The organism is Streptomyces sp. NPDC091282 (assembly GCF_044757385.1).
Taxonomy (GTDB): domain Bacteria; phylum Actinomycetota; class Actinomycetes; order Streptomycetales; family Streptomycetaceae; genus Streptomyces; species Streptomyces gramineus.
Window position 1 is genome coordinate 173419 of sequence record NZ_JBIVUX010000004.1, and the last position, 19067, is coordinate 192485.

15 protein-coding genes and 1 pseudogene are annotated in these 19067 nt (G+C 73.7%); 2 read left to right on the forward strand and 14 right to left on the reverse strand.

Annotated features, from left to right (window positions below; all coding sequences use genetic code 11):
* Positions 1-5 precede the first annotated feature (5 nt).
* Together ACIQOE_RS19800 and ACIQOE_RS19805 are read right to left on the reverse strand one after the other, a co-directional pair.
* A complete protein-coding gene (locus ACIQOE_RS19800) occupies positions 6-1586 on the reverse strand; it encodes an alkaline phosphatase D family protein (protein ID WP_365571172.1) in 1581 nt (526 codons plus the stop codon).
* A gap of 105 nt (positions 1587-1691) precedes the next feature.
* A complete protein-coding gene (locus tag ACIQOE_RS19805; protein ID WP_401412672.1) occupies positions 1692-3131 on the reverse strand; it encodes a PLP-dependent aminotransferase family protein in 1440 nt (479 codons plus the stop codon).
* 47 nt (positions 3132-3178) lie between these two features.
* Here ACIQOE_RS19805 and ACIQOE_RS19810 point away from each other — a divergent pair.
* Positions 3179-3535 (forward strand): annotated as a pseudogene (locus ACIQOE_RS19810) (EamA family transporter); the annotation flags it as partial.
* 636 nt (positions 3536-4171) lie between these two features.
* Here ACIQOE_RS19810 and ACIQOE_RS19815 read toward each other — a convergent pair.
* Positions 4172-5002: an alpha/beta fold hydrolase gene (locus tag ACIQOE_RS19815; protein WP_351326826.1), complete on the reverse strand. Its 831-nt coding sequence runs from the start codon at positions 5000-5002 to the stop codon at positions 4172-4174.
* A gap of 560 nt (positions 5003-5562) precedes the next feature.
* On the opposite strand from ACIQOE_RS19815, the gene ACIQOE_RS19820 reads away from it, so the two are divergent.
* Entirely contained in the window at positions 5563-6324 is a 762-nt protein-coding gene (locus ACIQOE_RS19820; protein ID WP_362642062.1) for a GntR family transcriptional regulator, read from the forward strand.
* 65 nt (positions 6325-6389) lie between these two features.
* On the opposite strand, the gene ACIQOE_RS19825 is transcribed toward ACIQOE_RS19820, so the two are convergent.
* The 11 genes from ACIQOE_RS19825 to ACIQOE_RS19875 all read right to left on the reverse strand — a co-directional run bounded on the left by ACIQOE_RS19825 (position 6390) and on the right by ACIQOE_RS19875 (position 19067).
* Complete coding sequence (locus tag ACIQOE_RS19825; protein WP_362642061.1) at positions 6390-7547, reverse strand: ROK family transcriptional regulator; 1158 nt, start codon at positions 7545-7547, stop codon at positions 6390-6392.
* Between the two features lie 240 nt (positions 7548-7787).
* Positions 7788-8345 (reverse strand): G/U mismatch-specific DNA glycosylase, encoded by a 558-nt coding sequence (gene mug, locus ACIQOE_RS19830; RefSeq protein ID WP_401413387.1) that lies wholly within the window; start codon positions 8343-8345, stop codon positions 7788-7790.
* Positions 8342-9787, reverse strand: a complete 1446-nt coding sequence (purB, locus tag ACIQOE_RS19835) for an adenylosuccinate lyase (RefSeq protein WP_401412675.1) — start codon at positions 9785-9787, stop codon at positions 8342-8344. The genes mug and purB overlap by 4 nt, the downstream gene beginning before the upstream one ends.
* Before the next feature lie 73 nt (positions 9788-9860).
* The gene (locus ACIQOE_RS19840) at positions 9861-10205 is read right to left on the reverse strand and encodes a DUF4326 domain-containing protein (protein ID WP_365553689.1); all 345 of its coding nucleotides are present in this window, start codon (positions 10203-10205) and stop codon (positions 9861-9863) included.
* A gap of 10 nt (positions 10206-10215) precedes the next feature.
* Positions 10216-10998, reverse strand: coding sequence for an SGNH/GDSL hydrolase family protein (locus tag ACIQOE_RS19845; RefSeq protein WP_351326595.1), 783 nt, complete (start codon positions 10996-10998; stop codon positions 10216-10218).
* An 87-nt stretch (positions 10999-11085) separates the two neighbouring features.
* The gene (locus ACIQOE_RS19850; protein ID WP_351326594.1) at positions 11086-12099 is read right to left on the reverse strand and encodes a hemolysin family protein; all 1014 of its coding nucleotides are present in this window, start codon (positions 12097-12099) and stop codon (positions 11086-11088) included.
* On the reverse strand, positions 12096-13430 hold the full coding sequence (locus ACIQOE_RS19855) for a hemolysin family protein (RefSeq protein ID WP_401412678.1): 1335 nt from the start codon (positions 13428-13430) through the stop codon (positions 12096-12098). Before ACIQOE_RS19855 ends, ACIQOE_RS19850 begins: the two co-directional genes overlap by 4 nt.
* A 171-nt stretch (positions 13431-13601) precedes the next feature.
* A complete protein-coding gene (locus tag ACIQOE_RS19860; protein ID WP_365553695.1) occupies positions 13602-14021 on the reverse strand; it encodes a GNAT family N-acetyltransferase in 420 nt (139 codons plus the stop codon).
* A gap of 139 nt (positions 14022-14160) precedes the next feature.
* Positions 14161-15468: a D-alanyl-D-alanine carboxypeptidase/D-alanyl-D-alanine-endopeptidase gene (gene dacB, locus ACIQOE_RS19865; protein ID WP_401412680.1), complete on the reverse strand. Its 1308-nt coding sequence runs from the start codon at positions 15466-15468 to the stop codon at positions 14161-14163.
* 142 nt (positions 15469-15610) lie between these two features.
* Positions 15611-16471, reverse strand: coding sequence for a TIGR03621 family F420-dependent LLM class oxidoreductase (locus tag ACIQOE_RS19870; RefSeq protein ID WP_401412682.1), 861 nt, complete (start codon positions 16469-16471; stop codon positions 15611-15613).
* A gap of 28 nt (positions 16472-16499) precedes the next feature.
* Positions 16500-19067 (reverse strand): ABC transporter permease, encoded by a 2568-nt coding sequence (locus ACIQOE_RS19875; protein WP_401412684.1) that lies wholly within the window; start codon positions 19065-19067, stop codon positions 16500-16502.

A 19067-nucleotide genomic window follows, 5' to 3' on the forward strand; every position in this document is an offset into this window, starting at 1 on the left:
GGGAGCTACTGGCCGACCAGGCCCGGCCGCAGGGTCCGGGTGAAGAGCACGGTGCCGTCGTACTCGCGCAGACGGACCGTCAGTTCGCCGCTGTGGCCGTCGATGTCGACCTCGCCGAAGAACTGGTAGCCCTCGGCGGGGGACACGTTCGAGGCGGTCGGTGCCTTGACGAACACCCGGTCGGGGCCGAACGTGCCGTCGAGCGCGCTGGCCGGGAAGGCGCCGGCGTTGAGCGGGCCGGAGACGAACTCCCAGAACGGCGCGAAGTCCTTGAACGCGGCCCGTGACGGGTCGTAGTGCTGGGCCGAGGTGTGGTGGACGTCCGCCGTCAGCCACACCGTGCCGGTGACCCCGTCGTGCTTGATGTGCCGCAGCAGCTCGGCGATCTGCAGCTCCCGGCCGAGCGGCGCGCCCGGGTCGCCCTGGGCGACCGCCTCGAAGTTCGCCAGGCCCTCGACCGGGTCGGGCACCACCAGGCCGAGCGGCATGTCCGCGGCGATGACCTTCCACACCGCGCGCGAGCGGGACAGCCCGCGCTTGAGCCACGCCAGCTGCTCGGCGCCGAGGATGCCCTGCGGGTCGGTCCGCTGGTCGTCGGGCGAGTTGGCGTTGCGGTAGGTCCGCATGTCCAGCACGAAGACGTCCAGGAGCGGGCCGTGGTGGTGGACGCGGTAGATCCGGCCGTCGGGGCGGCCGCCGAGCGTCGAGACGGGGAAGTACTCCGAGAACGCCCGCCGGGAGCGCACCGCCAGGTCGTCGAGCCGGGTGCCGGCCGGGTAGGGGGTGCCGGTGCCGACGACCTCGCCCGGGTACCAGTTGTTGCGGACCTCGTGGTCGTCCCACTGGATGACGTTCGGCACCTGCGCGTTGAACCGGCGCAGCGCCTCGTCCAGCAGGTTGTACCGGAAGTTGCCGCGGAAGTCGTCCAGGGTGAGCGCGACGTGCGACTTCGCCTCGGTGGTGAGGTTGCGGTACAGGCTGCCGTCGGGCAGCGCCTGGGTCGCGGAGATCACGCCGTCGGCGTAGATGTTGTCGCCGCTGCACAGGAAGAAGTCCGGGTCCAGTCCGGCCATGGCGTCGAAGATCCGGTAGCCGCCGAGGGACTCGTTGATGCCCCAGCCCTGTCCGGCCAGGTCTCCGGACCACACGAACCGTACGCCCGTGCGCCGCCGGGTCGCGGCGGTGCGGAAGGTGCCGGTGACCGGCTCGCCGGTGCGGCGCGGGTCGTCGGGGTCGGCGAGCAGCACCCGGTAGTGGATCTGCTCGCCGGACGGCAGCCCGTGCAGCCGCGTGGTGCCGGTGAAGTCGCTGTCCGCGCCGAGCAGCGGCCCGTGCCAGCGGCGCGCGTCCCGGAACGACTCGGTGGCCGAGGTCTCCACGATCATCCGGGCCGGCCGGTCCGAACGGACCCAGACCAGGCCGGAGTCGGCGCTCACGTCACCCGCCTGCACACCCCAGTCCGCACGCGGCCGTCCGGACAGTGCGAACGCCGGGGCCGTACCGAGCGCCGTGGGCAGGGACAGGGCCGCGGACGCGGCAAGGGAGCCGCGCAGCACACCGCGGCGGCCGGGGAGGGAAAGGGACATGGGGGCCTCCTGAACGGGGTCCGGTCAGTTGCTCACCGCCACACCTACTGGTGCGCCGCAGCGCGCACGGAAACCGGAAGTGAACAACGGCCCGGCCCCGCAGGGTCACCCGGCGTGCCCGTCGAGCGCCCGCGCCATCGTCCGCACCCCTTCCCGGATCCGCGCCGGCGGCAGATGCGCGTATCCCAGCACCAGCCGTACGACACGGTCGTCGGCCCGCGTGCGCGTGCACGCGCCCAGTGCGCGCACCGCGACCCCGGCCGCCGCCATCCGTGCCAGGAACCGGCTCTCCGGGCCGCAGGACGCGGGCAGTTCGGCGATCGCGTGCAGGCCCGCCGCGATCCCCGACACGCGCGCGTGCGGGAGGTGCTCGGCCAGCGCGGCCACGAGGACGTCCCGGCGTTCCCGGTAGGCGCGCTGGCAGCGGCGCAACTGGCGGTCGTAGTCGCCCCGTTCCAGGAACCGGGCGAACACCGCCTGGTCGAGCGAGGGATGCCCGAGGTCCATGGTCCGCTTGCGCTCGACGACCTCGTCCGCCAGGTGTTCCGGCACCAGCAGCCAGCCCAGGCGCAGGCCCGGGGCGAGGGACTTGCTGACCGAGCCCATGTACGCGACGCGTTCGGGGTCGAGGCCCTGGAGCGCGCCGACCGGGGCGCGGTCGTAGCGGAAGTCGCCGTCGTAGTCGTCCTCCAGCAGCAGGCCGTCCGCCGCACGGGCCCAGTCCAGCAGCCGGGTCCGGCGGTGCGCGGAGTAGGCGATCCCGGTCGGGTACTGGTGCGCGGGTGTCGTCGTCACGGCGCGCACCCCGGAGGCGCGCAGCGGACCCAGGGCCAGGCCCTCGGCGTCCAGGGGCAGCGGCACCGTGCGCAGCCCGGCCGCCAGGTACAGGTCCTCGTGCTGGGGGCTGCCGGGGTCCTCCACCCCGATCTCGCGCTCCCCGCGCGCGTGCAGCACGCATCCCAGCAGCGTCGTCGCCTGCGCCACCCCGGAGACGACCACGAGCCGCTCCGGGTCGGCGACCACGCCCCGGCGGCGGGCCAGCAGTTCGGCGAGGGCCGAGCGCAGCCGGGGCAGCCCGCGCGGATCCGGGTAGCCGAGGTCGCGGTGCGGGAGGTCCGCCAGCACCTCGCGCTGCGCGGCGGCCCACGCGGTGCGCGGGAACAGTGCCAGATCCGGTGAGCCCGGCACGAAGTCCACCCGCGCGCCCGGCGGGCGCGGCGCCAGGTCGCGCGCGCGTGCCGGTGCCGGCCGTACGGCGCCGCCCACCCAGGTGCCCGCGCCCCGTCCGCTGCGCAGGTAGCCCTCCGCCGTCAGCTGCTCGTACGCCTCGGTGACCAGACCGCGCGACACCCCGAGGTCCTTGGCCAGCTCGCGGCTCGGCGGCAGCCGGGTGCCGGGCCCGAGCCGTCCCGCACGGATCGCCTCGCGCAGGGCCGCCTGGAGGGAGCGGCCGCGCGCGCGTGCCGGTGCCGACGCGGCCGGCAGCAGCAACTCCCAGGCGGCAAAGCCCGGCAGGCCGTCCGGATTGGTCCCCGATGACGTCATGGAAGTGGACCTTAATCCGGGCCGCCAGGGTTCCTAACGTCGTCCTCATGAACGCCACCACCGTGCGCGGCGCCCTTCTGACGGCGTTCGCCTATGTGCTCGTCGGAGCCTCCTTCACCGCCAACAGCGTGCTGGGCCACTACCCGTACGCGGGCGGCCAGTTCCTGCGCTACGGGCTGGCCTGCCTGCTGCTGGTGCCGTTCGTCGGCCCGCGCGCAGGGGCCCGGCTGGGCGGGCTCGGGGCGCGCGGCTGGCTGCGGCTGGCCCTGCTCGCAGCCGTCGGGATGGTGGGCTTCAATCTGGCGGTCCTCGCCGCCGAACGCACCGCGGAACCGGCCGTACCGGGTGTCTTCGTGGGCTGCGCGCCGGTGGTGGTCGCGGTCCTGGTCCCGCTCCTGGAGCGGCGGGCGCCGCGGCGGCGGGTCCTGCAGGGAGCGCTGCTGGTCGCCGTCGGCGCCTTCGCCGTGCAGGGCTGGGGGCGGACGGACCTGAGCGGGATCGCCTTCTCGGTGTGCGCGCTGGCCGGTGAGGTCGGGTTCGCGGTGCTCGCGGGGCCGGTGCTGAGGCCGCTCGGACCACGGCTGCTGACCGCCGCCGTGTGCGCGGTCGCGGCGGTCGAGGCGGCGGTGGCCGCGGCCGTGCTCGACGGCGGGGCGTGGCTGTGTCGGCCCGACGCCACGGAGACCGCCGCGCTGGTGTGGCAGGCGGCGGTCGTCACCGTGGTCGGTTTCGTCTGCTGGTACATGGGCGTGCAGCGCATCGGCACCGAGCGCGCGACGCTCCTCACCGGCCTCGTTCCGCTCACCGCCGTCGCCACCGCGCCGCTCGTCGGAACGGGCGGCTACGGCCTCGCGCAGGCCGTGGGCGGGGCCCTGGTCGGCGCGGGGCTCGCCGTGGGCTCAGGGGCCCTGCCCCGCCTCGGCCGCCGGCACGGGCACACCGCCACCGCGGCGCCTCGGGCGGCGGAGGCCGTGGCGCGGTCCGGCGGGAGCCCGGGGTCCGGGGCCGCCGGAGCCCTCGTGTCAGGCCCGCTGCGGGGCTCAGCGGCTGCCGTCGAGGATGACCCGCGCGACCATGGCCGGGTCGTCGTTCATCGGGCAGTGGCCGCAGCCGGGCAGCCGGACCAGCCGGGCCTTGGGGATGATCTGCTTGGCCCGCACTCCCTGACGGCGCACCAGCAGCATGTCCCGGGTGCCCCAGCCGACGGTGACCGGCAGGCCCGGCACGTCGTCGGTGAACTGGACGGCGGTGCCCGCCCGCAGGGTCTCGGCGAACCCGGTGGCCCGCGCGAGCGCGAGTGTCTCGGCGACCACGGCCTCGGGTGAACGGCGACCCGGGCGCGCGTAGATGGTGCTGGTCAGGGCCGTGCGTCCGGCGGCCGTCCGGGACAGCCGCTCGACCAGCGGGAGCGGCAGCCGCTCCGCGATGCGCCGCATGGCGATGAGCACCCCGAAGGCGTACCGCCGTTCGGCCTGCGTCCAGAACCCGGCGGGGGACAGGGCGGTGACGGACCGTACGAGCTTCTCGCGGCCCAGCTCCAGGGCCAGCAGGCCCCCGAGCGAGTTGCCGGCCACGTGCGGCCGGTCCAGTTCCAGCGCCTCGAAGACGGCGGCGAGCACGGTGTTGGTGGTGGGCAGGTCGTAGGCGAGGCCCGCCGGCAGGCCGGGGGAGGCGCCGAAACCGGGCAGGTCCACGGCGATCACGTCCCGCTCCGTCGCGAGGATGTCGACCACCGGGTCCCAGGCCTGCCGGTGATGCCCTATGCCGTGGATCAGGACCAGCGGCTCGCCTCGGCCCACGCGCGCGTAGGAGACGGTCACGTCCTGACGGCCCTGCGCGGCCGGGACTTCGACGGAGACGGTGGCGGACATGGGGGCTCCTCGTCTGTGACATCGGCTGACGCCGTAGACAGCTTGTCAGCAATTGCTACTGACGGGTAGTCCCCGGGGGCGGCGTGTCGTGCCGTGGCGGAGGCGGCGGGACGCGGGCGCCCGCGAGCGCCGGACGCGGGCGGCCGTCCGGGATCATTCTGGGCCGGGCATCCGGTGGGTGCTGCGATTCCGTCCGGACGCGCGAGAACGTGTCGCCGGACGCGCGAGAACGTGTCGCCGGACGCGCGGGGACGGACCGGGCGGAGGCCACGGCGGCGGGTGCGGACCCCGTCGGACGGCCGCCTCTCACGCCTCTCCCGCCCCGGTGTTCCCACGCGTCCCGCCGTGCTGCGGGAGCTTTGCCGTCATGTCACGAAAACGCACCCGTGCGAACGCCTCGTGAACGCTGCGTGGCACCGCTTTCTATGGAGTGCCCATGGGATCGAGGATTGGTCTTGACCAAGGGTGTGCGCCGCCTTATGGTCGCAGATAAGTACAACAACCTTTAATAAACAAGGGCGCTAAAACGCCGCCGGACCACGGCGATTGCGGAGGACAGGGTGGGGACCACGCAGCTGGAATCGGTGCCGGAACCGAAGTACTGGCATCTCAGGACCGTACTCAGTGAGGCACTCGACTCGGAGTTCTCGGTCGGCGAGATCCTGCCCAACGAGCGCGACCTCGCCGCCCGCTTCGGCGTGGCCCGCGCCACCCTCCGACAGGCCCTCGAACAGCTCGAACTGGAGGGCCGTCTGCAGCGCCGCCGCGGTGTCGGTACGACGGTGGCGCCCCCGCGGGTCGGCGTGGCCGTCGGCACCGACCAGCACGCCTGGCCCGGCGCCCCGGACGACGCCTGGCAGCCGGTCGACTGCGTCCTCGCGGTGCCGCCCGCCGGCGTCGCCGCCGCCCTGGAGACCGGCGCGGAGGAGCCCGTGCACATCGTGCGCCGCTCCCGCGTCTTCCACGGCCAGCCCGTCGCCGCCGAACTGCTCTACATCCCGGCGTCCTCGGTCCCCGACCTGACGGCGATCGACGCGCCGGCCGGCTCGGCACGCGCGCGTGCGGTGCTGCGCGAGCTGCAGCACCTGGAGCTGGAGGGCCGGGACAACGCGGTGGAGCTGGGATCGGCCCGCGCCGACGACGCCAAGGAGCTGGACCGCCTCCCGGGCGCCCCGGTCCTCGTCGTCACCACCCGTTTCCTCGCCGCCGGCCGCACCGCCGCGCTCTCCGTCGCCACGTATCGCGCGGACACCTGCCGCCTGACCTTCGGCGACTCCGGCAGCGTGGAGATCCACCACGGACCCGAGCGGCAGGCCTCCTAGCCACCGCACCACGAGCGACGCGCCCCGGACTCCTGCGGGGCGCGTCGCGTCGTACACGGGGCCGCTCAGCGGCGCGCGGTGACCGTCCCGTCCACCGCGAACAGCTGCTCCTCCACGTGGTCGAGGGCGAGCCGCAGCGCGCCGGTCGCCACCGCCGCCTCGCCGAGCATGGACAGGGCGACCCTCGGCGGGCGCAGACAGTAGCGGGCGAGTTCGCGGCGCAGCGGCTCCAGCACGCCGTCCAGCCCGGCCGCCCAGCCGCCTATCACCACCAGTTCCGGATCGAGGGCGAGGACCAGCGCGGCCACGTCGTGCACCAGCCGCTGGATGAACCGCTCCTCCGCGGCCCGGGCCCGCGCGTCCCCCTTACGGGCCAGCGCGAACACCTCGGCGACCGCCTGCTCGTCCAGCGGATGCAGCGGTTCGTCGGTGGTGGACAGCAGTGTCTCCGGGGTCACCTCGCGGCCCAGCAGGTGCAGCGCGCCGATCTCGCCGGCCGCCCCGCCGTAGCCCCGGTGCAGCCGTCCGCCGATCAGCGAACCGGCGCCCGGACTGAGCCCGGCCATCACCATCACCATGTCGTCGGACTCGGTGGCGGCGCCCTTCCAGTGCTCGGCCACGGCCGCCGCGTTGGCGTCGTTCTCCACCAGCACCGGGCACTTGAAGGAGCGGCTGAGCCGCTCGCCGAGCCGCAGTCCCGTCCACTCGGGCAGCGCCGTGCCCAGCCGCACCCGGCCGTCGGCCTCGACGATGCCCGGCGTGCCGACCCCGACGGCCCGCAGCGAACTGCGCGCCACCCCGGCCCGCCGCAGCAACTCGGCGACCGCGGTGCGCAGCCGCTCCAGCCGTTCGTCCGCGTCGGCCGTCTCGTCGACGTCCTTGGCCTGCGCGCCCAGCACCCGGCCGTCCAGATCGGACAGCAGCGCGGCGACGCGGTGCGGGCCGATCTCCAGGCCCAGCAGATGCCCGGCCTCGGCGCGGAACCGGAACCGGCGCGCGGGCCGCCCCTGCCGCCGGGTGGCCCCCTCCTCTGCCGCCTTCTCGATGACCAGCCCGGCCTCGATCAGCCCTTCGACGACCCCCTCGACGGTCGGCCGGGACAGCCCGGTCACCCGTGTGATCTCCGTCAGGGTCGCGCAGTCCGTGGCACGCAACGCGTGCAGCACCACGGCCGAATTGATCCTCCGCAGCAGCGACGGATCACCGCCGGTCAGCCCCGCCAACGTCCGTCCTCCCAGCTAGCCCTGCGTGTTGGCCGGATCGTACTTCGGTAACGACGACCCCGGCGAGTGCCCGGCGCGGCCGATCTGCGGAGGATGTGCGATCGGCGGCGCACGACCGACCGGGACCCGTGCCCCGTGATCACCGGCGGGGTGCGGTTCGTGCGGCCCGGAGGAGGGGGACGCGGGCCGGGGGAGAAGACACGTCGCGGGGGCGCCCGGCGGCCCGGCGGAGGCCGGAGGTCAGTCCCCGGGCCGGTGCTCCGCGGCCTCGCGCAGCCGCCCGAACTCCTCCGCCATCGTCGCCGCCGTCCAGTGCGCGTTGAGGCCGCTGGGGTTGGGCAGCACCCACACCCTGGTGTCCCCGATCAGCCGCTCCTGCGGCCCCACCCGGGCCGTGCGGTCGCCGAACGCGGCCCGGTAGGCGGTGACGCCCACCACCGCCAGCCACCGCGGCCGGGTCCGCGTCACCTTCGCCGTCAGCAGCCGGCCGCCCTCGGTGTACTCCGCGGCCGTCAGCTCGTCGGCGCGCGCGGTGGCCCGCGCCACCACGTTCGTGATGCCGAGCCCGTACGACAGCAGCTCGCCCTGCTCCGCGGGCCTGAGCAGCCTCGGGGTGAACCCGGACAGGTGCAGCACCGGCCAGAAGCGGTTGCCGGGACGGGCGAAGTGGTGGCCCGTGGCCGCCGTCATCAGGCCGGGGTTGATGCCGCAGAACAGGACGTGCAGGCCGTCCGCGATCACGTCCGGTACGAGACGGTCGCGGGCGGCCTCCAGTTCCGCCGCCGAGAAGCGGGTCAGAGGATCGCCCCGGGGGCGTAGGCGGCGGCCTCGGGGTGCTGCTTGAGGATCTCCTCGATCCGGCCGACGACGACCGCGACCTGGTCGGCGGCCGCACCCGTGAAGGAGAGCTTGTCGGCCATCAGGTCCGCGAGCTGCGCGCGGTCGAGCGGCAGCCGCTCGTCGGCGGCCAGCTTGTCGAGCAGGTCGTTGCGTTCGGCGCCCTGCTCACGCATCGCCAGGGCGGTGGCGACGGCGTTCTCCTTGATCGCCTCGTGCGCGACCTCCCGGCCGACGCCCGCCCGCACCGCGCCCATCAGCACCTTCGTGGTGGCGAGGAAGGGGAGGTAGCGGTCCAGTTCGCGCGCCACGACGGCGGGGAAGGCACCGAACTCGTCGAGGACTGTCAGGAACGTCTCCAGCAGGCCGTCGAGCGCGAAGAACGCGTCGGGCAGGGCCACCCGGCGCACCACCGAGCAGGACACGTCGCCCTCGTTCCACTGGTCGCCCGCCAGCTCGCCGGTCATCGAGGCGTAGCCGCGCAGGATGACCATCAGGCCGTTGACGCGCTCGCAGGACCGCGTGTTCATCTTGTGAGGCATCGCCGAGGAGCCGACCTGGCCCGGCTTGAAGCCCTCGGTGACCAGCTCGTGCCCGGCCATCAGCCGGATCGTCTTGGCCAGCGACGACGGCGCCGCCGCCAGCTGCACCAGCGCGGTCACGACCTCGTAGTCCAGCGAGCGCGGGTAGACCTGGCCGACCGACGTGAACGCCTGCGAGAAGCCCAGGTGCCCGGCGATCCGGTCCTCCAGCTCGGCCAGCTTCGCCGCGTCACCGCCCAGCAGGTCCAGCATGTCCTGGGCGGTGCCGACCGGGCCCTTGATGCCGCGCAGCGGGTAGCGGGCCAGCAGTTCCTCGACGCGGCCGTACGCCACCAGCAGCTCGTCGGCGGCGGTCGCGAACCGCTTGCCGAGGGTGGTGGCCTGCGCGGCCACGTTGTGCGAGCGTCCGGCCATGACCAGCTCCGCGTGCTCGCCGGCCAGCCTGCCCAGCCGCGCCAGGACCGCCACCGTACGGTCGCGCACCAGCTCCAGCGAGAGCCGGATCTGCAGCTGCTCGACGTTCTCGGTCAGGTCGCGGGAGGTCATGCCCTTGTGGACGTGCTCGTGCCCGGCGAGGTCGTTGAACTCCTCGATCCGCGCCTTCACGTCGTGCCGCGTGACCTTCTCGCGCTCGGCGACGGAGGCCAGGTCGACGGTGTCCAGGACCCGCTCGTAGTCGGCGATCGCCGCGTCCGGCACCTCGATCCCGAGGTCCTTCTGGGCCCGCAGCACGGCGAGCCAGAGCTGCCGCTCCAGCTTCACCTTCTGCTCGGGCGACCAGAGCGTGGCGAGCTGGGCGGAGGCGTAACGTCCGGCGAGGACGTTCGGGATGCGGGGCTTGGCGGGAGCGGCAGAAGTCACGTGTACGGATTCTACTGGCGATTCGTGCAGGCCAGCGCAGCAGGTCCGCTCGTGCGAAGCTACGAGAGCCGGGTCAGGGCTGCGGCAGGTCGGCCAGCTCCGCCAGGACGTGCGCGTGGCACAGCTCGGGCGCGCACCAGCAGGCCAGGGTCTTCCCGCGCAGCTGTGCGACCTGTTCCAGCAGTTCGGGGCGCTCCAGCAGGTATGCCCGGTACATCGCCATGACCTCGGCCCGGGTGCCGTCCCGTCTCTTCTTCGGGGTGTCGTAGGCGAAGGGATTGGCCAGCGGGTGACGGGGCAGGTCCCAGCCGCCCAGGGTCCACCGGCGGCCGACGTACACGAGGTCCGCCGGGGCGTGTTCCAGCCGGGGGCCGAACTCGTGGATCCGGCCCCTGACATTGATCACGCGTGTGGGCACAGGACCGACGCTACGCCTCGTACGGCAGCAGCTCCGGCCGCTTCGGCGCGCGGCCGTCGCCCGAGGAGCGGCCGGTCAGCCGGCGTCCTATCCACGGCAGCAGGTGCTGCCGGGTGAACCGGACGTCCGCGACCCGGCGCGCGGTCCAGCCGGGCGGCGGGGTGAGCGGCATCGGCGTGCGCCACTCGGTGTCCTCGGGCTCGTAGCCGAGGCCCTGCCAGACCGCCTCGGCCACCCGGCGGTGCCCCTCGGCCGTCAGGTGCAGCCGGTCCACGTCCCACATCCGCGGGTCGGCCAGCGAGGGGGCGCCGTACAGGTCGACGACGAGGGCGCCGTGCCGCTCGGCCAGTGCGTCGATGCAGGCGAACAGCTCCTCCATCCGCGGCCGGAACCGGTCCAGGACCGGGCCCTGGCGGCCGGGGCTGCGCATCAGCACCAGCTGTCCGCAGGCCGGCGCCAGCCGTTCCACGGCCTGCGTCAGCAGGTCCCGGACCCGGTCCATGTCGCACTTGGGGCGCAGGGTGTCGTTGAGGCCGCCGACCAGCGTGATCACGTCGGGCCGCATCGCGGCCGCCACGTCCACCTGCTCCTCGACGATCTGCCCGATCAGCTTCCCGCGCACCGCGAGGTTCGCGTACTGGAAGCCGGGGGAGTGGGCGGCCATCCGTCCGGCGAGGACGTCGGCCCAGCCCCGGTAGGAGCCGTCGGCCTTCAGGTCGGACATGCCCTCGGTGAACGAGTCGCCGATCGCGACCAGACTGGAGTGTGCGGGAAGCACAGGGTTCTTCTGCATGGCGACGGAAATGGTATCCCGAGGCGCATACCCGCCGGTCGGTCACTCCCCTCGGGGGCGGACCCGGCCCGGAGCCGGGTCCGCGGCCTAGGCGTGCTGCCCGAACAGCTCCCGCAGCACGTCCTCCATCGTCACCAGCCCGGCCATCCGTCCGTCGTCGCCGAGGACGCCCGCCAGATGGGTGCGGCTGCCGCGCATCGCGGTCAGCACGTCGTCCAGCGGGGTGTCCTCGCGGACCCGCGCGATGGGCCGCATGTCCCGCAGCCGGAACGCCTCGTCCCGCGGAGAGGCGTCCAGCGCGTCCTTGACGTGCAGGTAGCCGACGATCCGCCGCCCCTCGTCCACCACCGGGAACCGGGAGAACCCCGACTCCGCCGACAGCCGCTCCAGCTCCTCGGGGGTGACGCCCACGCGCGCGTAGACGACACGTTCCAGCGGGACCACCACGTCCCGCACCGGCCGCCTCCCCAGCTCCAGGGCGTCGTGCAGCCGCTCCTGAGCCCGGTCGTCGATCAGACCGGCCTCGCTGGCGTCCTTGACGATCTCGGCCAGCTCGGCGTCCGTGAAGGTCGCCGAGACCTCGTCCTTGGTCTCCACGCGGAGCAGCCTGAGCAGCGTGTTGGCGAACGCGTTGATCGTGAAGATCACCGGACGCAGCGCCCGGGAGAGCGCGACCAGCGGCGGCCCGAGCAGCAGCGCGCTGCGCACCGGCTCGGCGAGCGCCACGTTCTTCGGCACCATCTCGCCGAGCAGCATGTGCAGGTAGGTCGCCAGCGTCAGCGCGATCACGAACGACACCACATGGCCCGCGCTCGTGGGCACGCCGACCGCGTGGAACACCGGCTCCAGCAGATGCGCGATGGCTGGCTCGGCCACCACGCCCAGCACCAGGGTGCACAGGGTGATGCCGAGCTGGGCGGCGGCCAGCAGCGCCGACACGTGCTCAAGACCCCACAGCACGCTCCTGGCCCGCCGGTCGCCCGCCTCGGCGTACGGCTCGATCTGCGAACGGCGCACGGAGATCAGCGCGAACTCGGCGCCCACGAAGAAGGCGTTGACGACCAGCGTCGCGAACCCGATCAGCAGTTGTACGACGGTCACCGGTGCCCCTCCTGCTCCTGTTCCGTGGCGGGCGGCGCGTGCAGCAGCACCCGGGCCGCCCGCCGCCCCGACGCGTCCACCACGTCCAGCCGCCACCCGGCGACCTCGACCCCGTCCCCGGTCTCGGGTATCCGCCCCAGCTCGGCGGCGACCAGACCGGCCAGCGTCTCGTACGGTCCGTCGGGCACCCTCAGTCCGACGCGCGCGAGCTGGTCCATCCGGGCCGCGCCGTCCGCCGAGTAGAGCGCGCGGCCCTGGTCGTCGGCGCCCGCGGGGGCAAGGTCGGGCGTTTCGTGGGGGTCGTGCTCGTCGCGGACCTCGCCGACGACCTCTTCGACGATGTCCTCCAGGGTGGCGACCCCGGCCGTACCGCCGTACTCGTCGATGACGACGGCCATGGTGCGCCGCCCGCCGAGGCGGTCCAGGAGGCGGTCGACGGTGAGGGACTCGGGGACCAGCAGGGGCTCGCGCATCACCTGGGCGACCCGCACCCGGGAGCGCTCCGCCGCCGGCAGGGCCACGATGTCCTTGATGTGGGCGGTGCCCACGACCGAGTCCAGGCTCTCCCGGTAGACCGGGAAGCGGGACAGCCCGGTGGCCCGGGTGGCGTTCGCGACGTCCTCGCAGGTGGCCCGGACCTCCAGGGCGACTACCTGGACGCGGGGGGTCATCACGTTCTCCGCGGTGAGATCGGCGAGGTTCAGGGTGCGCACGAACAGCTCGGCGGTGTCCGCCTCCAGCGAGCCCTCCTTGGCGGAGTGCCGGGCCAGCGCGGCCAGCTCCTGGGGGCCGCGCGCGGAGGCCAGCTCCTCGGCGGGCTCCACGCCGAAGCGCCGCACCACCCGGTTCGCGGTGTTGTTCAGGTGCGTGATGAACGGGCGGAAGGCCGCGCTGAACCAGCGCTGGGCGTTGCCCACCCGTTTGGCCACGGGCAGCGGCGAGGAGATCGCCCAGTTCTTGGGCACCAGCTCGCCGACGACCATCAGGAACACCGTGGACAGCGCGGTGCCGATCACCAGCGCGAGCGAACTCGCCGCCGACCGCCCGATGCCCACCGCCTCCAGCGGACCGGCCAGCAGCTTGGCGATGGACGGCTCGGCGAGCATGCCGACCACCAGGTTGGTGACCGTGATGCCGAGCTGTGCGCCGGAGAGCTGGAACGTCAGCTGCCGGACGGCCTTCAGGGCGCCCGCCGCGCCGCGCTCGCCGCGGGCCGCGGCACGCTCCAGTTCGCCGCGGCCGACCGTGGTCAGCGAGAACTCGGCGGCGACGAAGGCACCGCAGGCGAGCGAGAGCAGGATCGCCACCAGCAGGAGGAGCACTTCGGTCATCGGGTCACCTCCGTCCCATGATCGGACAGGGCGGACGGGACCGCGCGGCATCGCGGGGAAAGAGGACTGGGAGGCTCGCCCATGGGCGGACGCTCACACACCTTTCATCGAGGAGCGGAAGGACTCCTCAATAGTAAAGGACAGGCAAAGTAGGGTGCTCGTAAAGATCTCCTACAGCGGCTTGACCCAGCGCCGCCAGTGGTCCTCGCGGTGGTAGCCGGTGGCGGCCCAGGTGTGATGGGCCTGTTCGTTGGCCTCCAGGACCATGGCGTCGACGCGTCGCCCGCCCAGGGCGGCGAAGCGCTCCTCGGCGGCCCGCAGCAGGGCCGTGGCGACACCCCGCCTGCGGTGGTCCGGATGCACGGCGAGCCGGTAGGCGGAGCAGCGCCAGCCGTCGAAGCCCGCGATGACGGTCCCCGCGAGCACGCCGTCCCGCGTGGCGAGGAGCAGGGCTTCGGGGTCGCGGGCGATGAGAGCGGCCACCCCGTCGTGGTCGTCGCTGATGCTCGTGCCTTCCGCGGCCTCGCGCCAGAACCGCAGCACGGCGTCGATGTCGGAGAAGGATGCGCGGCGGATACGGAGATCGCTCATGGCAGGAGCCAAGCAGCGGGCCCCGCGTCTGGCGAACGACTTTCCCACTCTGTGGACCACGCGGGCCCATGGACCACGCGGGCCCATGGACCACGCGGGCCCATGGACCACGCGGGCCCATGGGCCGGACTCGGGTGCGCTACGCCCAGCAGCCGTTGACCGTGGCGGCGAGGCCGTCCAGGGCGTCCTTGGTGGCGGCCGGGTCGGCGGGGGAGCCGTTCTCGATGAAGGAGAAGATCTTCCACCGTCCGTCCGCGGCCTTCGTCAGTCCGCTCAGCGCGATCGCGCCCGTCAGGGTGCCCGTCTTGGCGCTCACCTTGCCTACGGCGCACTGGGAGTCGGCGGTGTCGAACCGGCCCCACTCGGGCCCCAGCGTCGCGCCCGCCTCGCCCGCCACGGGCAGCCCGTCCACGATGTACTTCAGGGTCGGGCCGTTGGCGGGGGTGTCGGCCACGTCGAGGATGTCGGCGATGGTCTGCGCGGGGATGCGGTCTGCGCGGGACAGGCCGCTGCCGTCGTGGATCTCCAGCCCGGCCGGCGACACGCCGTACTGGGCGAGGATCTGGCGCACCACCGCCGTGCCGTCCTCGAAGGTGGCCGGGCGGCCCGCGGCGAGCGCGGTGGCGCGCAGCAGGGTTTCCGCGATGTCGTTGTCGCTCACCTTGAGCATGTGCTCGACGATGGCCGACAGCGCGCCGGACCGGTGCTGGGCCAGCGTGGCGGCTCCGGTGCCCGCGGTGCCGCGGGCGACGCTCCCGCTGACGGTGACACCGCGCTGGGCGAGGAGCTTCGCGAAGACCTGACCGGCGTCCAGGGACGTGTCCGTGACCTGGTGGCCGTCGACCACCAGCGCCCGTACCGGGGCGACGGAGTCGGGGTAGTAGCCGTCGTTCCAGCCGACGGCGAGCGTGGGCGCCGGGAAGAGGCTGTCGTCGACCCGCACCTTCACCGAGGTCACGTGCGCGCTCTTCAGGCTCGTGACGACCGTCTTGGCCAGCGCGTCGAGGTCGGCGGAGGTCAGGGTGCGGTCCCCGCCGCCGACCAGGGTCACCGTGCCGTTGCCGTAGCGGACCTGCGTGGTGAAGCGGTGGTCGGGGCCGAGGACCGTCAGCGCGGCGGTCGAGGTGGCCAGCTTGGCGTTGGACGCGGGCATCAGCGCCGTCGTCGCGTCATGCCCCCAGACGGCCGTCCCGGTCCCGGCGTCGATCACGACACCGCTCAGCGTGCCGCCCAGGCGGGTGTCCTGGACGCGGGTGTCGAGGTGGTCCGCGATCGTCTGCTCGGCGGGGTCGAGCACGGCGGGCGCGGCGAACGCGGACGTGGCGAAGAGGACCGTCCCGGCGACGGGTGCGGTCACCGCGACGACGGCGGCACGCCGGAGCAGCGGAGCGACCGGTCTGCTCCGGCGGCGGGCGCCCGTGCGGTGGGCGGAGGGGGAGTTCGGCATGGGGTACCTCGGTGCGGTGTGGGAGGTGGACGGTGCGGCGGACCCGCGCCTCGGGAACGGGCGAGCGGTGGCCGCAACTGAGGTTACCCATGGGCCTGTTGCGGAGTACGGAACCTGGCCGGACAACGTTCGTGACGGATCGTCAGCCGTCGTCGGCGAGCCGCGCCCGCACCGGCGCGAAGGCCTCCAGGCACGGCTCCAGCACGGTCAGGTACGAGATCCCGTACCGCTCGCGCAGCCCCCGTACCCGGCCGGTGACCTTTTCCAGGGTGCCGACGAGGACCGTGGGCAGCGCGAGGGCCCGGGCCAGTGTCAGTTCGGGCCGCCGGGCAAGGAGCGGGCCGAGCGCCGACCGCGGGTCGTCGGTGACCGCGACCGTCTGGATCAGCAGGTTCCGCTCGGCGGCTTCGGTGCGGTCCGCCGCCGACCGGGCGTAGCGGGCGACCCGCTCGTCGAGGTCCCGCGCCGTGGCCGGCTCCAGCCGGCCGACCGTGCTGCCCGGTGTCAGACGTGCTCCGGCGAACGCCACGATGTCCGCGTGCTCGGCGGCCAGCCGCAGCATCCGGTCGCCGTCGCCGCCGATCAGCAGCGGCACCCGGCAGCCGTCCGACGCCCGCAACTCCTCGACCGTGCGCCGCAGCTGGTCCACCCGTTCACGCGGCGAACCGAACGGCAGCCCGGCCCGTTCGTGCTCCGCCCGCACGTAGCCGGTGCCGAGTCCGAGTTCGAGACGGCCGCCGGTCAGCGCGGCGGTCGTTGCCACCTCGCGGGCCAGCAGCACCGGGTTCCAGAACCCCGCGTTGAGGACGAAGGTGCCAAGACGCGGCCGTTCGGTGGCCGCGGCCGCCGCGACCAGCGCCGGGAAGGGCGCCGGCATCCCCAGGTGGTCGGGGACGAGCAGCACGTCGTAGCCGAGGTCCTCCGCGCGCCGGCATTTCGCCCGCCACTCGGCGGCCGACGCGGACGTGAGCAGGCTGACGCCGAAGCGGAACGGACGCGGCATGGACTCTCCTCGGTGGCGGTCGGCCCGGTCACTCGTGCGCGATGGCGGCGAGCACGTTCATGCGCGAGGCGCGCAGCGCCGGCAGCAGCGCCGCCACGATGCCCACCAGCGCCGAGCCGATCACCACCGCGACGATCGTGCCCCACGGGACCGCCAGCGCCTTCATGCCCTGCAACGCCAGCACCTGCTGGGTGCACACGCCCCACACCAGGCCGAGCGCGAGCCCCAGCACCGCGCCGAACACCGCGATCACCACGGACTCCAGCCGGATCATCCGGCGCAACTGCCGCCGTCCCAGCCCGATCGCGCGCAGCAGCCCGATCTCCCGGGTGCGCTCCACGACCGACAGGGCAAGGGTGTTGACCACGCCGAGCACCGCGATCACGATCGCGAGGCCCAGCAGCGCGTACACGAGGTACAGCAGCACCGCGATCTGGTCGTGGACCAGCTTCTTGTAGTCGGCCTGGTCGCGGACCTGCACCTGCGGGAACGGCGCGAGGGTCTTCTCCAGGTTCGCGCGGAGCCGGTCCACGCTCGTGCCCGGCGCGTGGTTGACGTACAGCGAGGAGTCCTGGCCGCCCGGGACGTACTTCTGCACGGTGGCGATGCCGAAGAACAGCCCGCCCTGGGTGCCGAATCCGCTGCCGCTGTCCTGGTCGGTGAGGGCGCCCACCGTCATCTCGGCCCGCTTGCCGCCCTGGAACTCGACCGGGAGCACGCTGCCGAGGCGCACCCCGTGGTCCGCGGCGAAGGTCGCGTCCATGCCGATGCCGCCGTCGGCCAGCGCGGCCGCCGTACCGCCGCCCTGGTAGGCGACGTGGGCGACCTCGTCGACCTGCGGGTCGTACCCGGCGGCGGTCGTGGTGACCCGCTTGCCGTCCGGCAGCCGCACCGCCACCGGCGCGAACCGCTGCCGTACGACGAGCCCGACGCCGTCCGTGCCGCGCACCTTGTCGGTGATCTGCTGGGTGAACGGCGCGAAGTTGCCGTTCTGGACGATGAAGTCGGCGCCCAGCGTCTTGTCGATCTGCTGGTCGAAGGACTTGGACATGGAGGCGCTGGCCACCGACATCCCGCCGACCAGGGCCAGTCCGACCATCAGCGCGGCGGCGGTGGCGCCGGTCCGGCGCGGGTTGCGCAGGGCGTTGCGCTGGCTCATCCGGCCGACCGGGCCGAAGACCGCCGGGAAGGCCCCGCCCAGCACGCGGATCACCGGGCGCACCAGCAGCGGACCGGCGACGACCGTCGCGAGCAGCGTCAGGACCACGCCGAGCCCGAGGAACGAGGCGGCCGAGGCGGTCTTGGTCGCCGCCGCACAGCCCGCGAGGGCCGCCGCGCCGAGCGCCCCGACGACCGCGCCCACGATCGCCCGCGTCCGCAGCGGCCTGCCCACTCCGGCGATCTCGGCGTCCGCGAGCGCCGCCATCGGCGACACCGTGGCCGCGCGCCGGGCGGGCAGATAGGCGGCGACGAAGGTGACCCCGACGCCCACGACGTACGCGGCGACGGGCGTGCCCCAGCCGACCACCATCTCGGTGGTCCTCAGGTTCATCCCGAACGCGCTCATCAGCTTGATCAGCCCGAGCGCCAGCCCGATGCCGGCGCCCAGCCCGAGCGTCGAACCGACCAGCCCGAGCAGCACCGCCTCGGTGAGCACGGACCGCCGCACCTGACGGCGGTCGGCCCCCAGCGCCCGCAACAGGCCCAGTTCGCGGGTGCGCTGGGCGATCAGCATCGAGAAGGTGTTCACGATCAGGAACACGCCCACGAGCGTGGCGATGCCGGCGAACCCGAGCATCACGTACTTGATGACGTCGAGGAAGCCGCCGAGAGCCGCGGCGGAGGACTTCGCCTGCTCGTCGGCGGTCTTCAGGTCGTACGTCCCGGTGCCGATCGCCGCGCCGATCCGCCGCTTCAGCACGGCGTCCGTGACGCCCGGCGCCGCGTCCACCGAGATGCCGGTGGCCCGGCCGGCGGAGCCGAGGAGTTCCTTCGCGGCCACCGCCGGGTCCAGGAAGACCAGGGCCGCGCCCGGGTTGGTGGTGGTGAAGGTGGCGATGCCGACGATCTCGACCTGGAAGGTGCCGGGCTGGGCCTGCACGGTGAGCGTGTCGCCGATCCGCACGTGCTTCTTGCCCGCGGTGTCCGCGTCGAGCAGTGCCTGGCCGGCGCCGTGCGGGGCGTGTCCCGAGGTGAGCTTCACGGGACTGCGGTGGGTGAGGTACCAGTCGGTGGCGATGGTCGGGGCGCCGGTGGTCGGGCCGACCGACTTGTTGTGGCGGTCGACGACCACGATGTTCTGAACGGACACGTCCGCGTGGCTGCCCGCGACCCCGTCGACCTTCGCGACCGCGTCCCGGAGCGCGGCCGGCACGGTCTGTACGGCGCCGGTCGGCACCGACGACTTGAGGTCCTCCTTCGGCTCCACCGTCACGTCGGCGGAGGTGGAGGCGAAGAGCCGGTCGAAGGTGCGGGTGACGGTGTCGGAGAAGATCAGGCTGCCCGCGACGAACGCCACGGACAGGACGATGGCCAGCGCGGACAGCAGCAGCCGTCCCTTGTGGGCCAGGAAGCTCCGCAGGGTTGCCCTGAGCAC